This window comes from Streptomyces sp. NPDC059816, from assembly GCF_042732055.1.
In the GTDB taxonomy this organism is placed as follows: Bacteria; Actinomycetota; Actinomycetes; order Streptomycetales; family Streptomycetaceae; genus Streptomyces.
In genome coordinates, this window is record NZ_JBHWIQ010000021.1 from 10,108 (window position 1) to 36,276 (window position 26,169).

The 26,169-nt window shown below is 74.0% G+C and carries 2 protein-coding genes; both read right to left on the reverse strand.

The window, feature by feature from the left end; translation table 11 throughout:
* Positions 1-14,010: an SDR family NAD(P)-dependent oxidoreductase gene (locus ACFV88_RS25550; protein WP_385494221.1), complete on the reverse strand. Its 14,010-nt coding sequence runs from the start codon at positions 14,008-14,010 to the stop codon at positions 1-3.
* Entirely contained in the window at positions 14,007-26,165 is a 12,159-nt protein-coding gene (locus ACFV88_RS25555) for an SDR family NAD(P)-dependent oxidoreductase (RefSeq protein WP_385494222.1), read from the reverse strand. The genes ACFV88_RS25550 and ACFV88_RS25555 overlap by 4 nt, the downstream gene beginning before the upstream one ends.
* Between the last annotated feature and the right edge of the window lie 4 nt (positions 26,166-26,169).

Sequence of the window (26,169 nt, forward strand, 5' to 3'; positions counted from 1 at the left end):
TCACTCCTGGTCCAGTGAGGGCCGCAGCAGGCCCGCGATCCGCTGGAGGTTCTCCTCCAGCACGATGGTGAAGTGGTCGGCGTCCATGGCGTGAACGGTCAAGCAGGTCGAGGGAACGAGGCCGGCGAGCCCGTTGCTGGTGTCGCCGTCCGTGCGCGGGATGGCCGGCATCCCGAAGGGGTTGCCCGGGGCCGAGAAGCCCCGCTCGGCGTGGAAGACGGTGACGTCCACCGCACCGGGCAGCGGCACCGCCTGGTAGCCGTCCAGGAGTTTGCCGTTGAGCTGGAGCACGTCCCACTTGCTGCGCATCAGCTTCAGCACGTGGTCGTGGGCCAGGGTGGCCGGCGAGTTGCCGACGACGTGCCGGGCCATCGCGTCGAACCGCTCGTCGAGGGTGAGACCGCGCAGCGCCTCGACGACGATCTGCTCGTCGACCCGCCACAGCTGGCATGCGGAGTTCCCGATGAGCATGAGGGCCAGGTTCTCGCCGTCGCTCTCCGCCACACCGCTCGCGTCCACGCCGTCCCACGCGCCGGTGCCGGGCATCAACGGGTCCACCAGGTACAGGTGGGAGACCTCCTCCCCGGCGGCCAGCAGTTGCTGCGTCATCTCGTAGGCGATGACGCCGCCGAAGGAACAGCCGCCCATCCGGTACGGGCCGTGCGGTTTGCGCCGGCGCAGCGCGGCCAGGTAGGCGGAGCTCATCTGCTGGATGTCGTCGAACGACCGGAAGGTCAGTTCGTAGTCGACCTGTTCCAGGGCGAACACCGGGTAGTCGGGGCCCAGGTGGCGGGAGAGGTAGACGCAGTAGCTGACGTCACCGAAGAGGTGGTGGGTCCAGAAGGTGGCGGGGCGCTCGCCGCCGCCGTTCACGGAGACCAGATGGGCGCCTTCGTCCTCGTCGACGCTGCTCTCGGTCCCGTCCGCCGTGTTCGGCTCCGGCTGCCGCTCCGCCTCCGTGGTCGGGTCCGCGGCGCGGAGCCGGTCGGCCGCCGACGCATCTCCCAACAGCCGCATGTTCGGGGGTAGTTCACGGACGATGGGCGGCGGAACGATCAGACGGTGCCAGTCGGCCGGTTCGGTCTCGGCGGCGGCGAGGATCACGGTGCGGGCCACGCCGGCCAGCGGTCGGGGGGCGTAGTCCGCAGCGGCTCGTCCGAGCGTGCCGCGCCAGCCGCCGGCCGACGACAGCCAGGGGGCCAGTCGTCCCTCCGGCACGGGCGGTTCGGCGAGTGCGCGCAGCAGCCGGGCGGCGCCGGCCGCCACCGTGGGCACGTCGGAACCGGCGGGCAGCATCCCCTCGTCCAGCCGCTCGCGGGCGCCCCACGCCTCGGCGAGGTCGATCGCGGCCCGCCGGACCTCGTCGGCCTCGTCGCCGCCCGTGGGCCGGCCGGGCACGGCGGGGGCGACCAGGGTCAACCGTTCGACCTCGTGTCCCTGTTCGGCGAGGGCGCGAGCCGCCTCGACGGCCACCAGCGCGCCGGTCGAGTGACCGGCCAACCGGAAGGGCCCGGAGGTCCGTTCGCGCAGGACCGCGTCGGCGCACTGCCGGCCGAGTTCGGCCATCGTGGCGGTGGTGGGCGGTCGCGTTCCGAAGCCCGGGGCCTGGACTCCCAGGACCGCTCCCGCTCCCGTCAGACCGTCGAGGAGGTTCACCAGCCAGCTGAGTTCACCGGTGTCGCCGTACAGGGCGAAGACGGGTGGGCTTTCGGGGTCCGTGGGCGGGGCCAGCTCGAAGACCTTGGCCGCGAGCGGAACCGGGGGCGCGGCCTGCTCCGGGGCCGGTGCCGCCCGGTCCGCGGTCCCGGTGCCGGGTGCGGTGCCCTGTGCGTCCCGGGCGGGCGCCTGCTCCGTCGCGTGCCCGTCCGCCGCCAGGTGGGCCGCCAGGTCGCGGACCGTGGAGTACTCGAAGATGGCGGCCATCGGGACGTCTTCGCCGAACCGGGCCTGGACGCGTTGCATGATGCGCAAGGCGGCGATGGAATCGATGCCGTACGAGGCGAAGTCCCGGTCGAGGTCGAGGCTTTCCGCCGTCATGCCGACGCCTTCGGCGATGATGGCTCCCAGTTCCTCCGCCGCTGAGGCCGGGGTCCGCGCGGCCTCAGCGGCGGGGTCCGGGGCCGGGGCGGGCGGCGGGGTCTGGCGGGCGGGAGCCTGCGCCCGAGCGGGAGCCGACCGGAGAGCGACCGTGGGGTCGGCCGCCCGGTCCGCGCGTGGCTGCGGCTGCGACTGCGGCCGGGTCTCCAGGGCCGGCTCCACGGCGGGCGGCACCGCCGCGACCGTGGGCGCCGTGGTGACCGCAGCACCGGGAAGCCAGTGGCTCTGCCGGGCGAACGGATAGGTCGGCAGGTGCAGTCGGACCGGTCGGCGCCCGTCACCGTGCAGCGCCGACCAGTCCACCTTCGCTCCCCGTGCCCAGAGGGAGCCGATGCGGCGCAGGCCCTCCTCTGCTCCCGAAGCGAGCAGCCGCACGGGATCGGGGCCGACGAGCGCCGCGAGGTCGGCGCCGTCGTCGGCCCGGCCGAGCGTGACGGTGCCGTCAGTGCCGTCAGTGCCGTCGGTGGGGGCGGCGCCCTCGACCACGGCACGCAGTGCGGTGGTCAGTTCCTCCCGGCTGGACGCCACCAGGGCGAGCCGGTGAGGCAGTTCGGGGCGCCCCGTCTGGAGCGTCCTGGCCAGGTCCGCCAGATCGACATCCGCGTCGACGCCCCGGAACAGAGCCCGTTCGACGTGCGCCAGCAGGGCGGCGGCGTACTCGATCAGCTGCTCCTGGTGGACCGCGCTCAGCACGACCAGTTGCGGTCCGGGGGCGCCGGGACCGACCGGCCGACCGCGGTACTCCTCAAGCACCACATGGGCGTTGGCGCCACCGAAGCCGAAGGAGCTGACCCCGGCCCGGCGCGGCTGCTGGCGGCCGTCCACGGCGCGGCTGTCCCAGGGGCGGGCGCTGTCCACCAGGTGGAACGGGCTGCGCTCCAGTTCGAGCAGCGGGTTGGGGCGGTCCAGGTGCAGCAGCGGCGGCAGCATGCGGTGCCGCATGGCCAGGGCGGTCTTGATGACGCCGGCGATGCCCGCAGCGGTCTCCAGATGACCGACGTTGGTCTTCACCGTGCCGAGTGCGCAGTCACGTCCCGAGCCGCTCCATCCGTTGTTGCGGAACGCCTCGGTGAGACCTTGCAGTTCGATGGGGTCACCGAGCACGGTGCCGGTGCCGTGGGCCTCGACGTAGCCGATCGTGTCCGCTCCGACCCCCGCCCGCCGCAGCGCACTGCTGATCACGGCTGCCTGGGCGTTCGGCGAGGGAGCCGTGAGGGACGTGGCCCGCCCGCCGTGGTTGACGGCGCTGCCCAGGATCACCGCGTGGATCTCATGGCCGTCCGCCTCCGCACGGCTCAGCGGCATGAGGAACAGCGTGCCGACGCCCTCGCCCCGGGCGTAGCCGTCCGCCCGGTGGTCGAAGCTCTTGCAGCGTCCGTCGGCGGCGAGCATCCCCGCACTGCCGAACGCCTGGAAGCCGTTGCTGTTCAGGATGAGGTTGACGCCGCCTGCGAGGGCCGCCGAGCAGTCGCCGTCCTGGATGGCCCGGACCGCGCGGTGCACGGCCACCAGGCTGCTGGAGCAGGCGGTGTCCACCGGCTCGCTCGGGCCGTGCAGGTCGAGCAGGAAGGAGAGGCGGTTGGCCAGCATGCTGTGCTCGTTGCCGGTCGCCATCTGCCCGTCCACCGGAACACCGCGTGCCAGCAGGAGTTGCGAGTACTCCGAGGAGGCGACGCCGACGAACACGCCCGTGTCGCTGCCGGCGAGCCCGAGCGGGTCGTGACCCGCGTCCTCCACGGCCCGCCAGGCCGTCTGGAGGAAGAGCCGGTGCTGGGGGTCCATGAGCCGGGCCTCGCGGGGCGAGATCCGGAAGAACTCGGCGTCGAAGTGGTCGATGCCGCTGAGGAAGCCGCCGGTTCCGTCGGGGGCGGCCTCGTCCGGACGACCGGCCGGGACGGTACCGACCAGATCACGGCCCGCGATCAGGTTGGCCCAGAACGCCTCCAGGTCGGGGCTGCCCGGGAAGGCGCCGGCCATGCCCACGATGGCCACCGGCTCGGGGCCGGTACGCGGGACGGCCGCGCGGGACGGCCGTTCGCGGGGTGCCGTGGTGGGCTCGGAGACTGGGGGCGGTGCCGGGGGCGCAACGACGGCCTCCGTGGCCGGGGGTACCGGTGGGGGCGTGGCGATGAGGTCCACCAGCCCGGCGAGATCCGGTGCGGCGTACAGGGCGGTGGGGCTGACCGGCACGGCCAGGTCCGCCTCCAGACGGGCGGCCAGGGCCAGCACGCTCACGGAGTCGAAGCCGTAGTCGCTGAGGTGATCCGCGAAGTCCACGTCACGGGCCGAGACCCCGAGCACCTCACCGATCGCGGAGACCACCGCGGCGCGCACCCGGTCCGGCGCGGCCGTCGCCGCTACGGGCACGGGCTCGGCCTCGGCAGCGGCCTCGGCAACGGACAGGAGCTCTGCGGGCGAGGGGTCGGGCACGGGCGACCCGGTGGGCTCGGCCGCCCGATCGGCACCCACGCGTGTCGGGACGGCTTCCGGAAGGGAGGGGGGAGCCGGTGTGTCGGACATCCAGTAACGCTCCTCGGCGAAGGGGTAGTGCGGCAGCGGGACGACACGGCGGTCCTGGTCGCGGTCCTGGTCGGTCCAGTCCACCGGGGCGCCTGAGATCCAGGCGGCAGCGAGCGCCGCAGGATCGTCGGTGGGCAGGGCGGTCGGCTGCGGGGTGCGCCGCGCCCGGCCGGTCAGTACTCCGTGCTCGGTGCCACGACCGTCCAGGTGGGCGGTGAGCGCGGCCACGGCTCCGGCCGTGTCCGCGGCGACGAAGGCCAGACGGTAGGCAAGTGCGGTGCGGCCCCGTTGGAGCGTGCGGGCCACGTCGGGGAGCGCCAGGCCGGCGCCTTCGGTCGCGAGGTGGTCGCGCAGCCGCTGCGCAGCGCACCGCAGTCGCTCCTCCCGGTGGGCGGAGACCACGACGACCTGTGGCCGTGTCGGGCCGCGCCCTTGCCTCGGCCGGGCGGGCGGAGCCTCCTCGACGACGACGTGCGCATTGGCACCACCGGCGCCGAAGGCGTTCACCGCCGCGCGCCGGCGGCCACCGGTCGGCCGGGGCCAGGGGGTCTCCGCGCGAACCGGGCGTAGGCCGGAGCCCTCGATGTCCGGGTGCGGCGGGTCGCAGTCCAGCGTCGGCGCGAACCGTTCGTGTCGGAGCTGGAGCAGCACCTTCGTGAGCTGCGCCATTCCGGAAGCCGCCTCCAGGTGGCCGATGGCGGGTTTCACGGAGCCGACGTACAGGCCGCCTTCGGCGCCGTACAGGTCACCGAGCGCCATGGCTTCCAGTGGGTCGGCCAAGGGGGAACCGGCGGACGCGGCCTCCACGTACTGGATGTCCCCGGGGCGCAGTCCGGCCCGGTCGAGCACATCGCTCAACAGGCGTTGCTGTGCGGCCCGGTCCGGTGTCGCGTAGGCACCGGTGGAGGCGTTGGCGTTGATGCCGGAGGCGAGGAGCACGCCGTGCACCCGGTCTCCGTCACGGAGCGCGGCCTCAAGCGGTTTGAGGACCACGGCGCCGACGCCCTCCCCGGTGACGATTCCGTCGGCGGCAGCGCTGAAGGCCCGGCCGTGGCCGTCGGGGGAGAGCATGGTCGCTGCGGACAGGGCCAGGTGGTGGGAGGGATGGAGCACCAGACTCACTCCGCCGGCCACCGCGACCGCGCACTCCCCGCTCCGCAGTGACGCACAGGCGAGGTGGAGCGCGGTCAGCGAGGAGGAGCAGACGGTGTCCACCGCGATGCTGGGCCCGCCGAACCGGAAGACGTGCGAGACGCGGTTGGCCACCGACCACGCGCCGGAGGGCGGGGCTTCCCGGTGGCCGCGGCCCCAGCGTTCCAGGGACAGCTGTTGGTACGGGGCTCCGCTGGCGCCGACGAACACGCCCACGCCTGTCGTGCCGGCCTGGTCACGGAGGCCTTCGGCCGTGCTGCCGGAGTCTTCCAGCGCCTCCCAGACGCAGTGCAGGAACAGCCGTTCCTGGGGGTCCATCCGTTCCGCCTCGCGGGGCGAGATCCGGAAGAGACGCGGGTCGAACAGGTCCACGCCGTCCAGGAAGCCGCCCCAGCGGTGCGGGGGCCGGCCGGGGGCGTCGTGATGCTGGGCGGGTGTCCAGCGGTCCTTCGGCACCTCGCTGATGGAGCGCCGCCCGGTGCGCAGGTTCTCCCAGAACACGTCCGGGTGGTCGGCTCCGGGGTAGCGGCCGGCCAGCCCGACGACGGCGATGGGTCGGGGCGGGTGGGTGCTCCTGACGGCCGGATCAGCGGTTCCGATGAGCTGTTGTTCGGTGGCCGTGGAAGCGCGTGCGCGGAGCGCGGTGGCCCCGGCGCCGACCGCCGCAGCGTGGTCGCCGTCCTCCCGCTGCCGGGCGACGGCGGCGGGGTCCGGCGTCGTGCCCGCACCCTCGTGGGCGAACCGCCCCGCTGCGGCCAGCGCCTGTGCGACGGAGTCGATGGTGCCGCCGAGGAACGGCAACGGGCCGATGTCCTCGCCCAGTTCCCGCTCGACCCGGTCGGCCACCTCCATGGTGATCAGCGAGTCGACGCCGTAGACCTCCAGCGGCGCGGCCGTCTCCAGTTCCTGTGCGGGAAGGTGCAGGGCTTCGGCGAACGCCCCGGTCAGCCAGAGCACCGCCCGGCTCCGTGCGTCGGCCGACGGCGCGGCGACGGCCACCGTGCCCGGGGCCTGCTGCGGCGCCGACCCAGACAGCGCCGGCCCAGACGGCACGGGTCGGGACGGCACGGGGGCGGTCACCGGTGCCGCGGCCCCGGTCGTCTCCTCGGTCCAGCCGTCGTGTTCGGCGATCAGGACGTGCTGCCCCGACTCCGCTTCGGGCACCTCGGGCACCCCCTGGGCACGGACGTCCCGGAAGCCGGAGGTGGCGAGCACCGCCCGCCAGGCGGCGAGTCGCAGCAGGGGCGCGTGCGGCAGCCGCAGTTCGCCGTCCCGGTAGGCCCACCAACCGTCCGTGAGGCCGAAGACCACGTTCACCGAGTCGAGTACCCGGGTGGCCTCGTTGAGTACCAGGACGCCGCCCGGACGCAGCAGCCGGTGGCAGTGCGCGAGGGTCTGCCGCAGGTCGGGCGTGGCGTGCAGGACGTTGGCGGCGAGCACCACGTCCCAGCCGCCCGCCGGGAACCCCTGCGCCTGCGGATCGGTGGACACGTCCAGCGTCCGGAAGCGGACGAAGGGGTGTGCGGCGCCGAGCCGTTGCTCGGCCCGCCGCACCAGGCCGGTGGCGAGGTCGGTGTAGTCGTAGCTCAGCCGGGACCCGTACGGCGCCAGGGCGTCGAGGACCGGACGGCTGGTGCCGCCGGTTCCGGCGCCGATCTCCAGTACCGACACGGAGGCGCCCGGGTCCGCGTCCAGCACGCGGGTGACCGCCGCCCGCACGGCGCCGGCACAGACGTCGTTGAAGAAGGCCGACCGCGGGTCGTCGTGGTAGAGGGGGGCGACCCGCCGGTCGGAGCCGCCCGGGAAGAGGAGCTCAAGGCCCGCTCTGCGGCCCGCGAGCACGTCGGGCAGTGCCGCGGCGCAGTCAGCGATGAGTTCCAGGGCGCCGGCACTGTGCGGATGGGTTCTGGCCAGGTCGGCGCGGAGCGCGGGGGCGTCGTGGTGCAGCGCGGTCACCGTGCCGTCGGCCGTGAGGTGTCCGCCGTGCACGAGGGCCGCGTACGCGGCGGCCAGCAGGCGTCGCCGGCCGGGCAGCACCGCCAGGCGCTCCGCCAGCTGCCCCTGGTCGATCCGCTCCCCCGGTCGCAGATCCCCGAGGCCGCGCAGCGCGTCCATGATCTGCTGCCTGGCCAGTCGTTCCACCCCGTCGAAGTAGTCCCGGCCGGGGAGCGCCGCCGGCCCGGCGCCCAGGGCGTCGGCCGCGCCTTCGGCGGCCGGGCCTGCCAGCCTCGGGGCGGCGGTCGATCGGAGCCGTCGGGCCGGGCCTGTCGGTGGTGCGGCGAGGCGGATGGGCGCCAGTTGGACGACCGGTGCGGCGAGCACCCGGCGGAAGGCGTCCAGTCCCTGCTCGTCGCTGAGCGGCTCCACCCCGGACGCACTGATCCGGGCCCGGTACTCGTCCGTGGCGACGGAGCCGCTCTCGCCCCAGAAACCCCAGTTGAAGAGCCGCACACGACGATGCAGGCGAGCGCTCAGATAGCGCCCGAAGGCGTCCTGGAAGGTGGATCCGGCCGCGTAGTTGGCCTGGCCGGGGTTGGCGGTGTGCGAGATCGCGGAGGAGAACAGCGCGACGAAGTCCAGGTCCTGGTCGGCCAGCACCTGTTCCAGCACCACCGTGCCGCGCACCTTGGGGTCCAGGGCGGCGCGGAAGGTGGACTCGTCCATCCGCTCCAAGGTGCGGTCCGCCAGGACGAAGGCGGAGTGCACGACCCCGTCGATCGCGCCGAAGCGTCCGCGGACCGCGCCGATGACGCGGCGCATCGCCTCGGGGTCGGTCACGTCGGCCGACTCGTAGAGCACGTCGGCGCCCGCCTCGCGCAGCCCGTCGAGGTATCCGGCGGGCAGCTCCTCGCCGGGCCGCCGGCCGACGAGCGCCAGCCGTGCCCCGTACCGGACGGCGAGATGACGGGCGATCACCGAGCCGAGCCCGCCCGCTCCGCCCAGCACGAGGTAGCAGCCGCCCCGACGCAGCGGCAGCGCGTTCTCGTCGATGGGCGGTAGCCGTGCTTCGGTCAGCCCGCACTCCAGGAGCACGCCGCCGCGCAGCGCGCGTTCGACGACCGTCCCCGCGTCGGCTGCTGTGGTGACCGTGTCCAGCAGGGCTCGGGGGGCGTCGCCTGCGGCGAGTTCGGCCGGATCGAGATCGAGCAGCCCGACCTTCAGGAAGGGCAGTTCCCGGGCTAGCGAGCGGGTCAGACCGATCAGCGAGGCCGCGAACGGGTGGTCGGCGGGCACGGCCGGGTCCGGTTGTTGGACGCCGGAGGTGATCACGGTCAGTCGGGCTCCGCGCGGGCGTGCGGCGGCGAAGGCCCGGGCCAGGTGGAAGAGCGCGACCGCGCCGCGTTCCTGGCTCCGTTCCAGGTGGTCCAGGTCCTCGTGGCTGTAGCGGATGCGGTCGACTCCGCCGAGGAAGTACACATCGGGGGCGGGTCCCGCCTCCGCGAGCAACCGCGGCAGGTCGGTGGCGGCGTCGAGCCGGGCGAGGTCGGCCACCAGCGCGCCCGGGGACCGCTCGGCGAGTCGTGCACCGAGCCCGAAGTCGTCCGGGGTGGACAGCACCAGGGTCCGCCCGCGCCCGGTGTCGGCAGGACGTGCGGGCTCGATCGCGGACCACTGGGGTCGCAGATAGGTGACCGGTTCCCCGGTGGCGCGGGCCCGGCCCGCGACCGTGAAGTCGTCGAGGACGAGCACGGGTCGTCCGTGCTCGTCGGCGACCACCACCTCGCAGCGGGCGGTGGTGGCGTCCGAGCGCCGCAGCCGGGCGTACGCGTAGCGGGCCGCGGCGGGCTCACCGAGCAGGCGCACCGCCGCGACGGCCGCCGGTACGGGGGCGCGGGCCGCGAGTTCCTCGGGAAGGACACCCTGGACCGCGTGCAGTGCGCTGTCGATCAGGCCGGCGGGGAGGACTCCGGGGGCGGTGGGCTCCGCCGTCGGCTCCAGTTCCACCAGGGACTCGCCAGCGCCGTGCAGCAGTCGGCGGACCCGGCGGTAGGCGGGTCCGTAGGCGAGTCCCGCGGCGGCGGCCCGCGCGTACAGTTCCTCGCCGCTGACGGTCTCCGGGCAGCGGGCGCGCAGTGCGTCCAACGGGAGCCGTTCGGCGGGGTCGTGGTCGCCGTCGTGGAGGGTGCCGGTGCTGTGCACGGTCCGGGCGCCCTCCTCGCCCGTGCTGATCTCGTACGTCACGCCGTCATCTGCCGGACGCAGCACGACCCGTACGTCGCTCCCGTCGGCACCGACCTCCAGCGGTACCCGCCAGCGGACGTCCGTCAGGGCCACGGGGTGGGCGCCCCCCGCCGCGGCGGCGGCTCGGGCGAGTTCCAGTTGCAGGACCCCCGCGACGAGTCTGCGGCCGTCCACCACGTGGTCGGAGACCAGCGGGTCGGAGGGTTCCAACCGGACGGTGACGGTCTCGGTTTCGGTCTCCGGCCGGTGGGCGGTCGTACGGATCCAGTGGCGGCCACCCGCGAACGGATAGGTGGGCAGCGGCACCCGGCGCACCCCCGGGCGGTCGACGCGCTGCCAGGGAATGTCCGCTCCGGCCGTGAACGCACGTGCCAGTTCGTGGAGTTGACCCTCCTCCACGAGGCGGAGCAGCTTCCCGGTGTCCGGGTCGGCGGGCCCCGCCGGGTCGGCCCGGCCGGTGAGCAGGCCGGGTACGGTACGGCCGGCGAGGTGGCCGCGCAGGGCGGGAGCGATCTCCGCGACGTCCTGGACGACGAGGGCGAGCCGGGTGTCGAGCGGGTCGCGTCCCTGTTGCAGGGTGACGGCCAGCGCATCGAGCGGGAGCGTGGCCCCGGACCGTTCCAGGTGATCGGCGAGCCGTGCGGCGACGGTCCGCAACCGCTCCTCGTCGAGCGCGGACAACACGATCAGCTCGGGCCGGGTCGACGGGCCGGACTGCCGTGCGGCCGGCCGGTACTCCTCGACGATGACGTGGGCGTTGGCCCCGCCGGCCCCGAAGGAGCTGAGCGCCGCGAGTCGGGCCCGGTCACCGCGCTGCTCCCAGGGCCGGGCGGTGCGGGGCAGGACGAAGGGGGTCCGGGCGAGGTCGAGGGTGTGGTTCTCGTCCTCGCAGTGGAGGGTGGGCACGATGGTGCGGTGCTCCATCTGGAGCAGGATCTTGGTGAGGCCGCCGATCCCCGCCGCCGACTCCGCGTGCCCGATGTTGGACTTGACCGACCCGAGGGAGCAGAAGCCGGTCGCGTCCGTGTACTCGCCGAAGGCGCGGCGCAGCCCCGCCACCTCGATCGGGTCCCCGAGCTGGGTGCCGGTGCCGTGCGCCTCGACGTATCCGACGTCGCGGGCGTCGACCCCGGCGGCGCGCAGCGCGTCCGCGACCACCCAGCCCTGCGCCTGCGGGCTGGGCACGGTGTACCCGTTGGTGCGACCGCCGTGGTTGACGGCCGTGCCGCGGATGACGCCACGGATCGGGTCGCCGTCCGCGACGGCGGCCGACAGCGGCTTGAGGACGACGGCGCCGACGCCCTCCCCGGGCACGAAGCCGTCTCCTCCCTCGCCGAAGGCCCGGCACCGCCCACCGGGTGCGAGCATCCGCAGCTCGGAGAGGACCACCCATTTGCTGGGGTGGACGTTGATGCACACGCCCCCGGCGACGGCGATCCGGCTCTCCCCGGACCGGAGACTCTCACAGGCCAGGTGGAGCGCGGTCAGCGAAGCGGAACAGGCGGTGTCGACGACCATGCTCGGGCCGTGCGCGTCGAGCCAGTACGAGAGGCGGTTGGCCGCCGAGAAGTCCATGGCCGGTGCGATCACCCGATGGCCCCTGCCCCACTCCTCGGCGCCCAGCAGCCCGTAGGAGGAACCGGTGACGCCGACGAAGACACCGATCGCGTGGCGTCCGCGGGCATCGCGGGTGCGCTCGTGGAGCAGGCTCCGCGAGTGGCCGGCGTCTTGCAGGGCGCTGGCGGCGACCTCCAGGAACAGCCGCTCCTTGGGGTCGCTGCGCTCCGCCTCGCGGGGTGAGACGTGGAAGTAGGCGGCGTCGAAGCGGGCCACGTCGCGCAGGAAGCCACCGGAGTCGCCGTACGACATGCCCGGCCGTCGGACGCCGGGGGCGTGGTAGTCCGCGTGTTCCCAGCGGTCGGGTGGTATCCGGCCGACGCAGTCGCGGCCCTCGGACAGGGAGTGCCAGAACTCCTCCAGGTCCTCGCCTCCGGGGTAGCGGCCGGCCAGGCCGATGACGGCGATCGGCTCCTGGGAGGGCACGGGTCCGGGCCGCGCCTCGACCACGGCCGGTCCCCGTTCGGCTACGGGTGCGGGCCGGGTGGACGGCAGCAGGCGGCTCAGTTGCTCGGCGTGCGTACGGACCAGTCGGGCGGCGAGTTCCGCCACGTTGCGGTACTCGAAGAAGAGCGTCACGGGCTGCGGGCCTAGTTCGTCCTCCAGGACGGTGGTGAGCCTCCTGATGAGGATGGAGTCCACCCCGATGGTGGAGAACTCCTGGTCACGGCCGAGCCGTCCGACCGGGAGCCGGACGGTGTCCGAGACGAGTCGCAGCAGCCACGCCTCCACCGCGACGAGCAGTTCGGGAGCCGGACCGGTCGCCGGCTCCGGGTTCGAGGTCAGACGGGCGCTGGGCTCGACGGCAGTCGGATCGACGGCAGTCGGATCGGCGGCGGTCAGGTCGGCGGTGGAGTCGTTGGCGCCCGGGTCGGTGGACGGATCGGTGGACGGGTGGTCCGGGGTCGGGTCGGCGGTCCGGTCCGCCATCCGTGAGGCGATGAAGTCCGCGGCCCGGGACGGGTTCCCGTAGACGGCGAGCCATTCGGCGCCCTCACCGCGGACGGCTGCCTCCAGCGCGGCGAGGCCCTCGGTCGGCGGCATCGGAACCATGCCCTGGAGCTGCTCCAGCACGCGCTGGTCGCTCGGCTCCAGGTCCATGCCGCCGCCGCTCCACAGCGGCCAGCAGACGGAAACGGTCCGACCGCTGCGCCGCCCCTCCCGCACCAGGGCCTCGCGGGCTGCGGCGAATCCGCCCAGGCCCCGGTTGGCCGCGGCGTAGTCGCTCTGGCCGGCCATGCAGAGGTAGGCGGCGGTGGAGGAGAACAGCGCGAAGAAGTCCAGCGGCAGTTCGGCGGTGGCGAGGTCGAGTTGTCGGGCACCGGCGAGTTTGGGCGTGGTCACCGCGAGCACGTCGCGCGGATCCTTGTTGACCACGTAGGTGTCGTTGTTGATCCCCGCGGAGTGCAGGATTCCGTGCAGGGCCCCGAACTCCCGCAGGGCGAACCGCACGGCGGTGGCGACGTCGGCGGGCGTGCTGACGTCCCCGCGGACGTAGTGGGCCGCTCCGCCCAGCTCACCGATCCGAGCACAGGCCGCGCGGACCCGCTCGCCGGGCTCCGACCGTCCCATCAGGACGAACCGGGCACCGTGGCGCGCGGCCAGCAGTTCGGCGAGGCGCAGGGCGATGCCGCCCCCGCCGCCGGTGATCAGATAGCCGCCCCCCTGTCGGAAGACCGGCCGGTTCGCCTCCGGTGCCGCGGTGGGCAGCACCGTGCGAACGGTGCGGCCGTTGCGGTCGTGGCGGACCTGGGCGGCGCCCGGCCGGGCCTGAGCGAGTTCGACGAGCCCCAGTCGCAGTGCCGCCGCGGCCCCGGCCACTCCGGTGGGCAGCTCGGGGGCGTGGACGGCGACGGCGCGGATGCGGCGGTCCTCGAAGCCGGCGATCTGGCAGAAGCCGCCCAAGGACGAGGCCACCGCTTCCCGGCCGGGGCCGGTGACCACGCAGACGAGGTCCACCGGCCCGTTCTCCCGGTCGACGACCACCGCTCGGACGGCCGCGAAGACGGGGTCGAGGGCGTGTTCCGCGGCGTCGGCCGCGGTGTCGACCAGGAAGACGGCGCGGCGCGGTGGCCGCCCCGTCCGGCGCTGGTCCGCCCAGAGCGCGGACCAGGCGGCCGTGTCGGTCGGATCGACGAGGTGCACCGTGTCGTCGGGCCGTGCGTCGGCGGCTTCGGTGGCGTCGGTGGCTCCGAGGGCGACGCGGAGCGCGCCGGCCGGCGCGGCGGCGAGTGAGCGGCTGTCGGTCGCCACGACCATCAGGCCCGGCGGTTTCGACCCGACCGGCGCGGCGGCCGGCCGACGCTGCTGCCACTGCGGGCGGAACAGGGCGAGGCTGTGCCCGCCGGGTCGCAGCAGCGACACGGCTTCGGCGGGTGTGAGCGCGCCGGCGTCGACCCGGGCCAGGATGCTCCGGCGGAGGGAAGCGGACTCAGCGGTCATGCGTGGGATCCGTTCTCGCTCGTGGCCATCAGCCGGTCGGCCTCGTCGACCGACAGCTCACCGCGTTGCAATGCCTCCAACACGCCCTGGAGCCGACCGTTGGCCGGGGCGTCGGCGGGAGCGCGGACCGTCTCCGACGCCTCGGCCTGCTGGGTCGTCGACTGGGGCGCCTCCTGCGCCGGGCCGTGGGCCCAGTGCCACTCCGGTGCGAACGGGTAGGTCGGCAGGGAGACCCGCCGGGCGTTGCCCCGCGGGCCGTGGAGCAGGGACCAGGGGAGGTCGGCGCCCGCCGCCCAGGCCCGGCCCCGCTCCAGGAGGTCCTCCGGGACGGAGCCCTCGGGCCGCGTGGTGGGCGGCCCGGCGGTGTCGACCGCGTACCGGCCGGGCCGCCCGGCCAGGAAGGCGGTCAGTTGCTCCCGTACGCCCTCCTGGTCGCAGGCGACCAGGGCGAGCCGCGCGGCCATCGCGTCCCGGCCTTCCCCGAGCGTGAACGCCAGGTCGGGCACGGTGATCTGATGGCGCGACAGATGGTCGAGCAATCGTCGCGCTGCTGCCCGCAGCCGGTCCTCGTCGCGGGCGGAGAGCAGCACCAGCTGCGGGCCCCCGGCCGTCGGCACGGGGGTCTCCCGGCCGGGCGGCTCCTCCAGCAGGACGTGGGCGTTGCCGCCGCCGAAGCCCATCGAACTGATGCCGGCCCGGCGCGGAAGCTCCCGCCCTGCGGCGTCCGTCAGCCGACGCCACTGCCGGGTGGTGCCGACCACGTGGAACGGGCTGCCCTCCAGTTCCAGCAGCGGGTTGGGCCGGTGGTAGTGGATGCTGGCGGGCAGCGTGCCGTGCCGCATCGCCAGCACGACCTTCACCAGCCCCGCGATGCCGGCGGCTGCCTCCAGGTGGCCCATGTTGGACTTGATGGTGCCCAGGCCGCACCAGGGGGCCGTCACCTCGCCCTGTTCCCCGGTGAGTTCCGCGAAGGCGAGCCGCAGACCGCGTACCTCGATCGGGTCGCCGACCGCCGTGCCGGTGCCGTGCGCCTCGACGTAGGTCACCGTGCGCGGGTCGACTCCCGCCCGGCGGTACACCGAGGAGACGAGGTCCGCCTGGGCGGCCGGGCTGGGCACGGTCAGGGACTGCACGTGGCCGCCGTGTCCCGTGCCCGTTCCCCGGACGACGGCGTGCACGGTGTCGCCGTCCGCGAGGGCCCGGCTCAGGGGCTTGAGCAGCACGGCGGCGACTCCCTCGCCGCGGACGAAGCCGTCGGCGGACGCGTCGAAGGTGCGGCACCGTCCGGTGGGCGAGAGCATCCCGGTCTGGCCGAGCGCCACGTACAGCGGTTCGGTGAGCACCAGGTGGACGCCGCCCGCGACGGCCTGGTCGCAGTCGCCGTCACGGATGGCGCGGACGGCCGCGTGCAGGGCGAACAGCGAACTGGAGCAGGCGGTGTCGATGGACTGGCTCGGCCCTCGCAGATCCATCAGGTACGAGACCCGGTTGGCGATGATGCAGTGGGCGAGTCCACTGCTGGAGTGCGCCTCGCGGTCCCGGCCGATCGCCGTGAGGTGGCCGTCGTAGTCGTGCGAGGTGGCGCCCACGAACACTCCGGTGCGCGTGCCCCTGAGCTCCGAGGGTCGGTGGCCCGCGTCCTCCACCGCGGCCCAGGCGGCCTGGAGGAAGAGTCGTTGCTGGGGGTCCATCAGATCGGCTTCCAACGGGGAGATCCCGAAGAAGCCCGCGTCGAACTCGCCCACGCCGTCGATGAAGGCGCCCCACTTGCTGTTGGTCCGCCCGGGGGTGCGGACCGGGTCCCCGTGGATGCGCCGCCAGTCGAACCGCTCGGCGGGCACTTCGGTGACCAGGTCGGCGCCGTCGTGCAGGTTGCGCCAGAGCGCGTCCGCGTCGGGCGAGCCGGGGAACCTGACCGAGAGCCCGACGACGACGACCGGGTCCTCGGCGGCCGCCCCGTCCGCTGCGGGCAGCGGCGCCGGTGCGGGCGCGGACGCAGGGGCCGAGGCCGCGGTGAAGCGGGCGCAGGCCGCCGGGGCGTGCTCACGCAGGTAGTGGGCTACGGCGTCGAGTGCGGTGCGCTCGTAGAGCAGCACCTTGGGCAGCCGCCCGAAGTCCTTCTCCAGTCTGCGGACCAGTTGGATCGCCCCGAGCGAGTCGAGACCGTAGCGGTCGAAGGTCGCGGTGGGGTCGATGTCTGTGACGGGCAGTCGGAGGAACTCGGCGAAGATCCGGCCGAGGTGGGCGATCAGGGAGTCCTGCGACCCGGCGTCCGGTGCGGGCGGGGCCATGGCGGCGGTGTTCCCGGTGACGGACTCGGCGGAGGGCTCCGCGGCGTCCGGTGCGCGCACCGGACCCGCGGCGACGGCGAGCAGCACCGACTGGTCCCGCTCGGCCTCGTCGAGTCCGGCCGCACCGAGCGGACTCACTCCCGTGAACCCGGCCGCCACGAGCGCGTCCCGCCAGCGCGGTACGTCCAGCAGCGGTGCGCCGGGCAGGCGCTCGGCGGGCTCCTCGAACGCCCACCAGCCGGGGATCATGCCGAACATCAGGGCGAGGTAGTCGAGGTTGCCGGTGACTTCGTTGAGCACCAGCAGGCCGTCATCGGCCAGCAGGGTCCGCATCCGGTCGAGGCTCCGCGAGACCCGCCGGGTGGCGTGCACCACGTTGGCCGCGATCAGCAGATCGGCCGAGCCGGGTGCGAAGCCCTGCTCCGCGGGGTCGCGCTCCAGGTCCAGCACGTCGAAGCGGAGCGGGACGCCGTGGCTGCCGAACTCCTGTTCGGCGGCGCGGAAGAAGGACGCCGAGACGTCGGTGTAGCGGTAGTCGACCAGCCGGGCGTCCGGCCCGAGCGTCGCGAGCAGCCGCAGGACCCGGTCACTGGTCCCGCCGGTGCCCGCTCCGATCTCGACGATCCGCACCGGCCGGCGCGGATCGGCGGCCAGCCGTGCGGCGGCGAAGCCGTGCACGGCGCGGGCGACCAGTTCGTTGTAGTGGTCGGCGATGGCATTGCCCCGGTAGATGTCGGCGAGCACGTTCGGGTGCTCGCCGGAGAAGTACAACTCCAGGGGGTCGACCCGGCCCGCGAGCACGTCGGGCAGGGCGGGCAGGCACGCGCCGACCAGCCGCACGTGGGCCGAGAGTTCGGGGTGCCGGGCGAGCAGCAGGTCCAGCTCGTCCGCTGTGTACGGGCTCGGGTCGGCCGCCCGGCCACGGCGCAGCACGCCCTCGATCACTGCGGTCAGCCGCTCGTACGACGGATCGGCGGCCAGCGACGCGATCGCCCCGGGGGCCAGCGGGTCACCGCCCAGGCGGTTGCGCAGATCCGCGTCGAGCATCCGTGCCGCGACCGTACCGAGGCTCCGCAGGGCGGTCGCGACGCGCCGGTCGTCGTACGTGCTGCCCCGCAGGTGGGTGTCGACGGCCCGCTCGGCAGCTCCGGCCGGTCCGGCACGGCCGGTGGTGCCGACGGCCGTCGCGAACGGCTCGCCCGGCGCCGGCACGGGAACGAACCCGGGCACAGGCGCAGGTGCATGCGCAGGCATCGTGGCGGGGGGCGGCGGGCCGGGGGGCGCTGTCGGGAGCGCGGCAGCCCGTTCGGGTCCGGGCGCCGCCAACCAGTAGCGGTCACGCGCGAACGGATACGCCGTCGTTGCCAGCCGGGGCGCGGACGCCTCGGGGCGTGACGACCAGTCCACGGCTTCCCCCTCGGTCCACCGCAGTGCCGTCCGTGCTGCTTCGGCTGACGGGTCGGTGCCCACCAGGCGCAGCGGATCGCCGGTGAGCCCGGCTGCCAGGAGCTCGTCCAAGCCGCGCAGCAGCGCCCCGCGGTCGGACGCGACGACGGCGGCGCGGGCCTTCAGCGCGAACCGACCGCGTTGCAGGGTGACGGCGATGGAGTCGAGCGGGTCGTCCGAGTCGACCAGGAAGGCCCGCTGACGGGAGATGACCTCAAGCAGTCGTCCGTGGTCCGCGGCCGAGTACGGGAACACCAGCGGCCCGTCGAACGACGGGGTCCGCCCCGGGCGCGACGGGGCCTGCTCGACCACGACATGGGCGCACGCCCCGCCGAACCCGAACGAGCTGACTCCGGCGCGGCGCGGCCGGCCGTCGGCGGGCTCCCACCGTTCGGTCGTTTCGTTGACGCGGAGCGGTCCGCCGGCGAAGTCGCAGTACGGGTTGGCGCGGGCGTACCCGGGCATGGCGGGAACGAGGCCGTGACGTACGGTCAGCGCGGCTTTGATCAGGCCGGTCAGGCCGGCCGCCGCTTCGGTGTGACCCAGGTGGGCCTTGGCCGTGCCGATGGTGCAGAAGCCGGTGGCGGACGTGTGCCGGCCGAAGGCCGCGACGATCCCGTCGACCTCCACGGGATCGCCCAGCTTGGTGCCGGTGCCGTGGGCCTCCAGATAGCCGATGGTGTCCGGGCTGATGCCCGCATCGGCCCAGGCGGCTTCGAGGAGCGCGCTCTGTCGTTCGGGGTTGGGCGCGGTGACGGCGCCGGCGCGTCCTTGGTGGTTGGCCGCGGTGCCCCGGATCACCGCGTGCACGGGGTCGCCGTCGCGCAGCGCGGCGGCGAGCGGTTTGAGCAGGACGGCCGCGACCGCCTCGGCGGGCACGTAGCCGTCGGCCCGTTCGTCGAAGGCGTGGCAGGCACCGCTCGGCGACAGCGCACCGATGGCGGAGAGCTGCGTGTAGTGCCGGGGGGCGAGGATGAGGTTGGTGCCCGCGGCGAAGGCCATCGCGCACTCGCCGCGGCGCAGCGCGGCCACGGCCAGGTGCACGGCGTAGAGCGAGCCCGAGCAGGCCGTGTCGACGGTGAGGCTCGGCCCGGTGAGGTCGAAGAAGTGGGAGGGCCGGTTGGCGGACATGGACACGGCGGTCCCGATCGGCTCGTAGGGCCCGACCGGGCGGTCGCCGCGGATCATCTCCTCCTCGTAGTCCCGGAAGGAGCGGCCCACGAACACCCCGGTGTCCGAGCCGGGCAACCGGTCAGCCGCCGCACCGTCCTCGGCCGTCTCCCACAGCACTTCGAGCAGCAGCCGGGACTGTGGGTCGGTGGCCTCCGCCTCGTCGGGCGACATCCCGAAGAGGGCGGCGTCGAAGCGGTCGGCGTCCGCGAGGAAGCCGCCGCGCGGGCAGTCCGTCCGGCCGTCGCCACCGTGCGGGTCGTAGACCGAGCGGTGGTCCCAGCGGTCCGCCGGCACCTCGGTGACCAGGTCGGTGCCGCTCAGCAGCCGTTGCCACAGTTCGGCGGTGTCGCGGGCTCCGGGGAAGCGGCCGGCCATGCCGATGACGGCGATCGCCCCGTCGGCGGATGCCCCGTCAGCGCAGGACGTTGCCGGCTCGGGCACCGGGCGGGCCAGTCGGGAGCACTCCTCGGGGAACTCGGCGCACAGGTGTGCGGCCAGCCGTTCCACGTCGGGGTGGCGGAAGAAGACGGTGGACACCAGGGGACGGCCGAGATCGGTCTCGATCCGGTCGTTCAGGGTCATCAGGTCGGCCGAGGTGAGCCCCAGGTCGAGGAAGCCGCCGGGGTCCGGGGCGACGGGTGTGCCCAGGACTTCGCGGACGAGTTCGTGGAGGTAGCCGGTGACGGCATCGAGGACGTCCTCGCCCGATGTCATGTCGTTCGCCTCCTCGGCGGTGGCGGTGCGGGCGGTCTGCGGTCCGCTCGGGTGAGGAGCGGTGGGCGGCGGCAGGGCGCTGCCGGGGCCGCCGGCGCCCCCCGCGATCCACCTGCGGCGCCGTTCGAAGCCGGTGAGCGGGAGCGGGGCGCGGCGCGGTCGATGGCCTTCGGGTGCCTGCTCCAGCACCACATGGCAGTTGGTGCCGCCGAAACCGAAGGAGGACACCGCCGCGCGGCGCGGTAGCCCGGGCTCCGACTGCCACGGGCGACCGGTCGTGACGGGGCGGAACGGGGTGCGTTCGAAACCGAGCCTCGGATGGGGTTCCGTGCAGTGCAGGGTGGCGGGCAGATAGCCGTGTTGCACCGCGAGCACCGTCTTGACCAGCGAGGCGATGCCGCCGGCGTGCAGCAGTGCACCGAGGTTCGACTTCACCGAGCCGACCGCGCAGTGCGGGGTGTCACTGCCCATGCTGCGGTAGACCTCCGTCGCCGCGTGGATCTCGATGGGGTCGCCGAAGCGGCTGGCGGAACCGTTGACCTCCAGGTAGCCGATGGTGGAGGAGCCGACCCCCGCGGCCCGCATCGCGGTGCGCAGCAGGTCGGTCTGCGCCTCGTGGCTGGGGGCGGTGAGGCCGAGGGTCCTGCCGTCGTTGTTCACGGCGGAGGCGAGGAGGGTGGCGAGCACCTGGTCGCCGTCGCGCAGGGCCGCCTCCTCGGTCTTCAGCAGCACCATGCCGAGTCCCTCGCCGGGCACGGTGCCGGTGGAGGCCCGGTCGAAGACCCGGCTGTGGCCGTCCTGCGAGAGCACGCCCGCCCGGCCGAGGCCGAGGTAGACGAACGGGTCGAGCAGCAGCTCGCAACCGCCCGCGATGGCGTAGTCGCACTCGCCGGCCAGGAGGCTCTGCGCCGCCTGGTGCACGGCGACCAGGGAGGAGGAGCAGGCGGTCTCCACGGCCAGGGACGGGCCCCGGAAGTCGAAGACGTGGCTGATCTGCGTGGCCACCATGTTGGGCAATGCGCTGACCAGGAGTTGCGCAGTGGTCGGCGGGCCGCCGATGCAGTTGCGGCGGACGTAGTCGTTGGCGCCGACTCCGAGGAAGACGCCCACGCGTTCTCCGGCGACTTCCCTGCGGGAGTAGCCCGCCCGATCGAGGAGTTCCTGCGCCAGTTCCAGGCAGAGCCGCTGCTGGGGGTCCATCCAGGCGGCGTCCTGCTCGCTGATGCCGAAGTACTCCGCGTCGAAGCGGTCGATGCCGTCGATGAACCCGCCCCAGCGGGCCGCGGCGACCACTTCCGGGGCGGCGCCCGCGAACCAGTCGGGCGACCAGCGGTCGTCGGGGGTGCGGGACACCGAGTGGATGCCGTGCACCAGGTTCTGCCAGAACTCCTCGACGGAGGGTGCCCCCGGCACGCGGACCGCCGCCGCCACGACGGCGATCCGCCCGGTGGGCGCCGCCGGCCCGCGCGCGGGGACCGTACCCGACGAAGCGGCGGGTGGCCGATCCGGGACGGAGACAGAGACGGACACGGACACGGGGTCGGAGGTGGAGTCGGGGTCAGGGTCCGGTGCGTCCGCAGGACCCGCGGCGGTGGCCGGGAGTTCCTCGGCCAGGTGCTCCGCCAGGGCCCGCAGGGTGCGGCGGCGGGCGACCACGGACGGCGCGATGGCCGTGCGGTACCGCTGTTCGAGCACGTCGAGCGCGCGCATCGCGGCGATCGAATCCACCCCGTAGTCGGCGAGGTCCTCCTGTGGGTCCAGGTCCTGTGCGGGCAGCTTCAGGACCTCGGCGAAGACCTCGACCAGCTCTCGGCAGAGCGCGTCGGCGCTGACAGCGGTCCGCTCGACCTCGACCTCGACCGGGTCGGCGCCGGTGGGCGCCTGAGCGCGGTGCAGGGTGAGCCGCTGCTCCAGCCGTGCCGCATCCCCCCGGAACACGGCGAGTTGGGGCGCGCGGTGCCGCAGGGCGAACTCCAGGGCCGCCAGTCCGTCGGGGGTCTTCAGCGGTTCGAGGCCGTTGACTTCCAGCACCGTGCGTTCCACCGCGGGGTTGATCCGCATGCCGCCGTCGGCCCAGAGCGGCCAGTTGACCGACAGGCTGCGTCCGTGCCGGGTGCCCCGGGCGCGCAGTGCTTCGCGGTGGTGGGCGTAGGCGTCGAGGTAGCGGTTGCCCGTCGTGTAGTCGGTGGTGCCGACGGTGCCGAGCACCGATGTGGTGGAGGAGAACAGCAGGAAGTAATCGAGCGCGGCCTCGCTCGTGGCCTCGTCCAGCAGACGGGTGCCGAGGATCTTGGGCGCGGTGACGCGGCGGACGCCTGCGCCGTCCTTGTTGAGCAGCAGCCCGTCCTCGACCACGCCGGCCGCATGCAACACCCCGGTCAGTTCGCCGAGTTCGGCCACGACGGCGGAGACCGTCCCGGCGAGCGCCGACCGGTCGGTGATGTCGCAGCTGTAGTAGCGGGCACGGGCGCCCAGCGCGACCAGTTCGGCGACCGCGGCCTCCTGTTCCGCTCCGCGCGCGGAGCGGCCGAGGAGGGCGATCGCCACCCGGGCCCGCCCCGCGAGGTGACGGGCCACCAGCCGTCCGAGGCCCCCGGCCCCACCGGTGATCAGGTAGGTGCCGCCGTCCCTGGCCACGGGCACGGCCGGGCCTTCGGCCGAGAGGACCCGGCGAAAGCCCAGCACCTCCCGTCCCGCGGGGGTGACCCGCACTTCGATGTCCTGCCAGGCGGCGGCCTCGGCAAGTAGGGCACGGCACTGGTCCGTCCGGCCGAGGGCCGGGTCCACCCGCACCGTCTTCAGCGCCAGCTTGGGCTGTTCCCGCCGTACCCCGCGGGCCAGGCCCCCCACGGCGGCGTGTTCGGGGTCCTCCTGGGCCCCGGCATGGGCGTACACCACGGGCAGGGTGGTCGCACAGCACGTCAGCCAGGCGCGGGCCAGCGCGAAGGCTCCGTCACGTGCGGCGGCACCGTCCCGGTCCAGTGGCCACAGGTACAGGACGGCGGCGGGGGCGGTGCCCTCGTCGCTCAGGGCCCGTGCCAGGGCCCGGTGGTCGCCCTCGTTCGACGGGTCGAGCGTGAAGTCGTCGGGGCCCGTGCGGGCGAAGGCCGCCGCGGACCGCACGGCGATCACCCGGCCGGTCAGGCGGCGCAGTGCGGCCAGGCGTTCGTCGTCGTCGTCCAGGACCAGCAGCACGCCGTCCGGCCGGGCGTCGACCGCGGCCCCGGGCGCCCACACGGGCTCGTAGATCAGCAGGTCCGCGGGTGCCTCGACGCCCGCGACCGCGACCGTGGCCGTGTCCGTGTCCGTGCCCGTGTCCGTTACCGGGGAGGCGGAGGCGGCGGGTGTGCTCGCCGGCGCCTCCTCGGTACGAGGAGCGCGGTCGGCCAGCGGGATCCAGCACCGGCGTCGGTCGAACGGATAGGTGGGCAGCGAGATCCGCCGCCCGGCGGTGGCCGACCAGCCGGCGTCCGAGCCGACGACCCAGGCCGCCGCGGTCTCGGCCGGACCGCTGCCCGCGGCCGGGCCGCCCGCACCCCGCTCGACCCGGCCGGTGAACAGTCGGGTCGGGTCCGCCCGGCCGGCTCCGTACCGGGTGAGCAGGTCGATCAGTTCCGCGGTGTTCCGGGCGAGGGCCGCGAGCCGGTGTTCCATGGCCCGCCGTCCGATGCGCAGCGTGTGGGCGACGTCGCCGAAGTCCACTTCGGGGTGTTCGGTCAGGAAGCGGACCAACTGGTCGGCCTGGGCCCGCAGCGCCTCGGGGGTGCGGGCGGACAACGGCACGACCTGGACGTCGGAGGGTCCGGTCCGCGCGCCGTCCCCGGCGGCGGGATCCGGGTGCCCCTCGTACTCCTCCACCACCATGTGGACGTTGGCCCCGCCGAAGCCGAAGGCGCTGATCCCGGCCCGTCGCGGCGCGGGCAGGCCGGTGCGCGGCTCGGTCACCCGCGGCCAGTCCCGCCGCTCGCGCGCGACGTAGAAGGGGCTGTCGTCGAAGGGGATCTCCTGGTTGAGCCGCTCGGTGTGCAGCGTCGGCACGATGGTCCGGTGGCGCATGGACAGCAGCACCTTGGTGAGGGCGGCGATGCCCGCAGCGGCCTCCAGATGACCGACGTTGGACTTCAACGAGCCCACCGCACAGAATCCGCGGCGGTCGGTGGAACGGCGGTACGCCTTGGTCAGCGAGGCGATCTCGATCTGGTCGCCCAGTGTGGTACCCGCGCCGTGCGCCTCGATGCTGGTGATCGTCTCCGCATCGACGTCCGCCCGCCGCAGCGCCTCCAGCACCACCCGGCCCTGCGCGTCCGGACTCGGCACGGCGAAGCCGCTGGTGCGGCCGGAGTGTTGGACGGCCGACCCCCGGATGACCCCGTAGATGTGGTCTCCCGCCGCCTCCGCCTCGGCCAGCGGACGCAGCATGACGGCTCCGACCCCCTCACCCGGCACATAGCCGTCGGCGCCCGCACCGAAGACCCGGCAACGGCCGTCGGTCGACAGCAGGTTGTTCTCGGCGAGCCGGAGGTACTTGAACGGGTGCAGGGACAGGTTCACCCCTCCGGCGAGGGCCGCCCTGCACTCACCGCGCCGGATCGCCTCGCACGCCAGGTGGATGGTGGTCAGCGAGGAGGAGCAGGCGGTGTCGAGCGAGACGCTGGGGCCGCGGAAGTCGAAGGCGTACGAGACCCGGTTGGTGATCAGCGAGAACGTGGAGGCCACGATCTGCGGGTTGTCCCGGGCGAGTTCCTCGATGGCGTGGAGCTGGTAGTCGTTCCACATCACGCCCGCGAAGACTCCGACCGCGCCATCGGTCTGCCGGCCGAGTTCCTCCGGGGTGTAGCCGGCGTCCTCGACGGTCTGCCAGGCGGTCTCCAGGAAGAGCCGCTCGTGCGGGTCCATCAGTTCGGCCTGGCGTGGCGAGATGTTGAAGAACAGCGGGTCGAAGTCCTCGATGCCGTCGACGAATCCGCCCCACTTGCCGTGGGTCTTTCCCGGCTCGTGGCGTCCGGGCGCGAACCAGGGCGCGTGGTCCCAGCGCTCGGCGGGAACCTCGGTGACGCAGTCCCGGCCGTCCCGCAGCACCCGCCAGAACTCACGGACGTCCGCCGCGCCCGGATAGCGACCGGCGAGACCGACGATGGCGATGTGCCCGCCGTCGTCCGCGGACGGCTCGGCCGGGGGACGGGCTTGGGCGACCGGCCGGGAGTGTGACGCGGCGACCGGCCGGGTGCGTGGCGCGGCGGTCGGGACCTCCACCGCGGCCGGTTCGGCCCGTTCCTGCGGCGTCGCCGTGCCCGCGCCGCCCAACCGGTGTCCCTGGTCCTTGAGATGGACGGCGAGGCTGCTCACGGTCGGGTACTCGAACAACAGCGTCGGATAGAGCTCGGTGCCGAGCAGCTTCTCCAGCGAGACGGCGATGGTGAGCAGGTTGACCGAGTCCAGACCGAGGTCGTAGAACCCCCGCTCCTGGTCGACCGGTGCGTCCCCGTTGTCCAGGGCCTTGGCCACCAGATCGCTGATCGCCTCCTCCAGACTGCGGTGCTCCTCCTTCGCCTCCTCCCCGGCCTCCTCCCCCGGCGGATCGGCCGGGGGCAGTGCACGCGGCGCGGGCGGAGCGGACCCGGCGCCGGCCTCGCTCTCGGCCAGTCGGGTGATCAGGTCGGCGGTGCGGACCCGCTTGGCGCGGAAGCCCGTGATCCGGGCGACGACGCTGCCGTCCGGGTGGCAGATGTGGAGGTCGGCGGTGACCGTTTCGGCGTCCAACTCCCTTTGCTCCACGCGCGGGACGTACACCTGGGCCGCAGCGCCCAACCTGCCGTACGCGCGGAAGCACTCGATGTAGATCGGGATGAACGGCCGCGCGGCCTGTTCCCGTTGCCCGGGCTCGAACTGGAGGAACGGCACCAGGGTGGAGAAGTCGAGGGTGACCGGGTGGATGTGGAAGTGGTCCAGGTACTCCTGTGCGTCGGGACCGAGACGGACGTCACCGAGGGAGAAGCCGTCGCCGCGGTAGACGGTCCCGTCGACCTTCATGAAGTCGCGGTGCCGGATGTCCACTTGGCGGGCGAAGGCGTACAACGTGTCCGCGTCGTAGATCTGGTCGGCGGCCGACTTCAGTCGGTCCGTGTCGACGCGTCCCGGCTGTTCGGCCTCGGACAGTCGGATCTCGGCCTGGAAGTTGGTCTCCCACGCCTCGTCCAGCACGACACCACCGCTGGTCGGGCGGCTGCGCACGGTCACGGGGAGGACGCCCTGCGGGGACGGGGGGTCCACCGAGATCTGCAACTGCCGGTCGCGGTCGCCCGCGGCGACCACGGGCGCGATGAACAGGCAGCGGCGCAGTTCGGCCGCGGCCGGGTCCACACCGGCGTGGCGGAGCAGCCGCAGGACCAGGTCGAGGAAGAAGACGCCCGGCAGGACGGGGGTGCCGTGCACGAGGTGGCCGCGCACGATCTCGTCCTGGGCGGTGACGCTGGTGACCAGATGGCGGCCGGCCAGGCGGTGCTGGTCGGCCTCGAAGCGGGGATCAACCACGGGC

Coding starts and splice junctions, on each gene's coding strand:
- ACFV88_RS25550 (WP_385494221.1), bottom strand. CDS start 14,010: ATGACCGCTGAGTCCGCTTCCCTCCGCCGGAGCATCCTGGCCCGGGTC.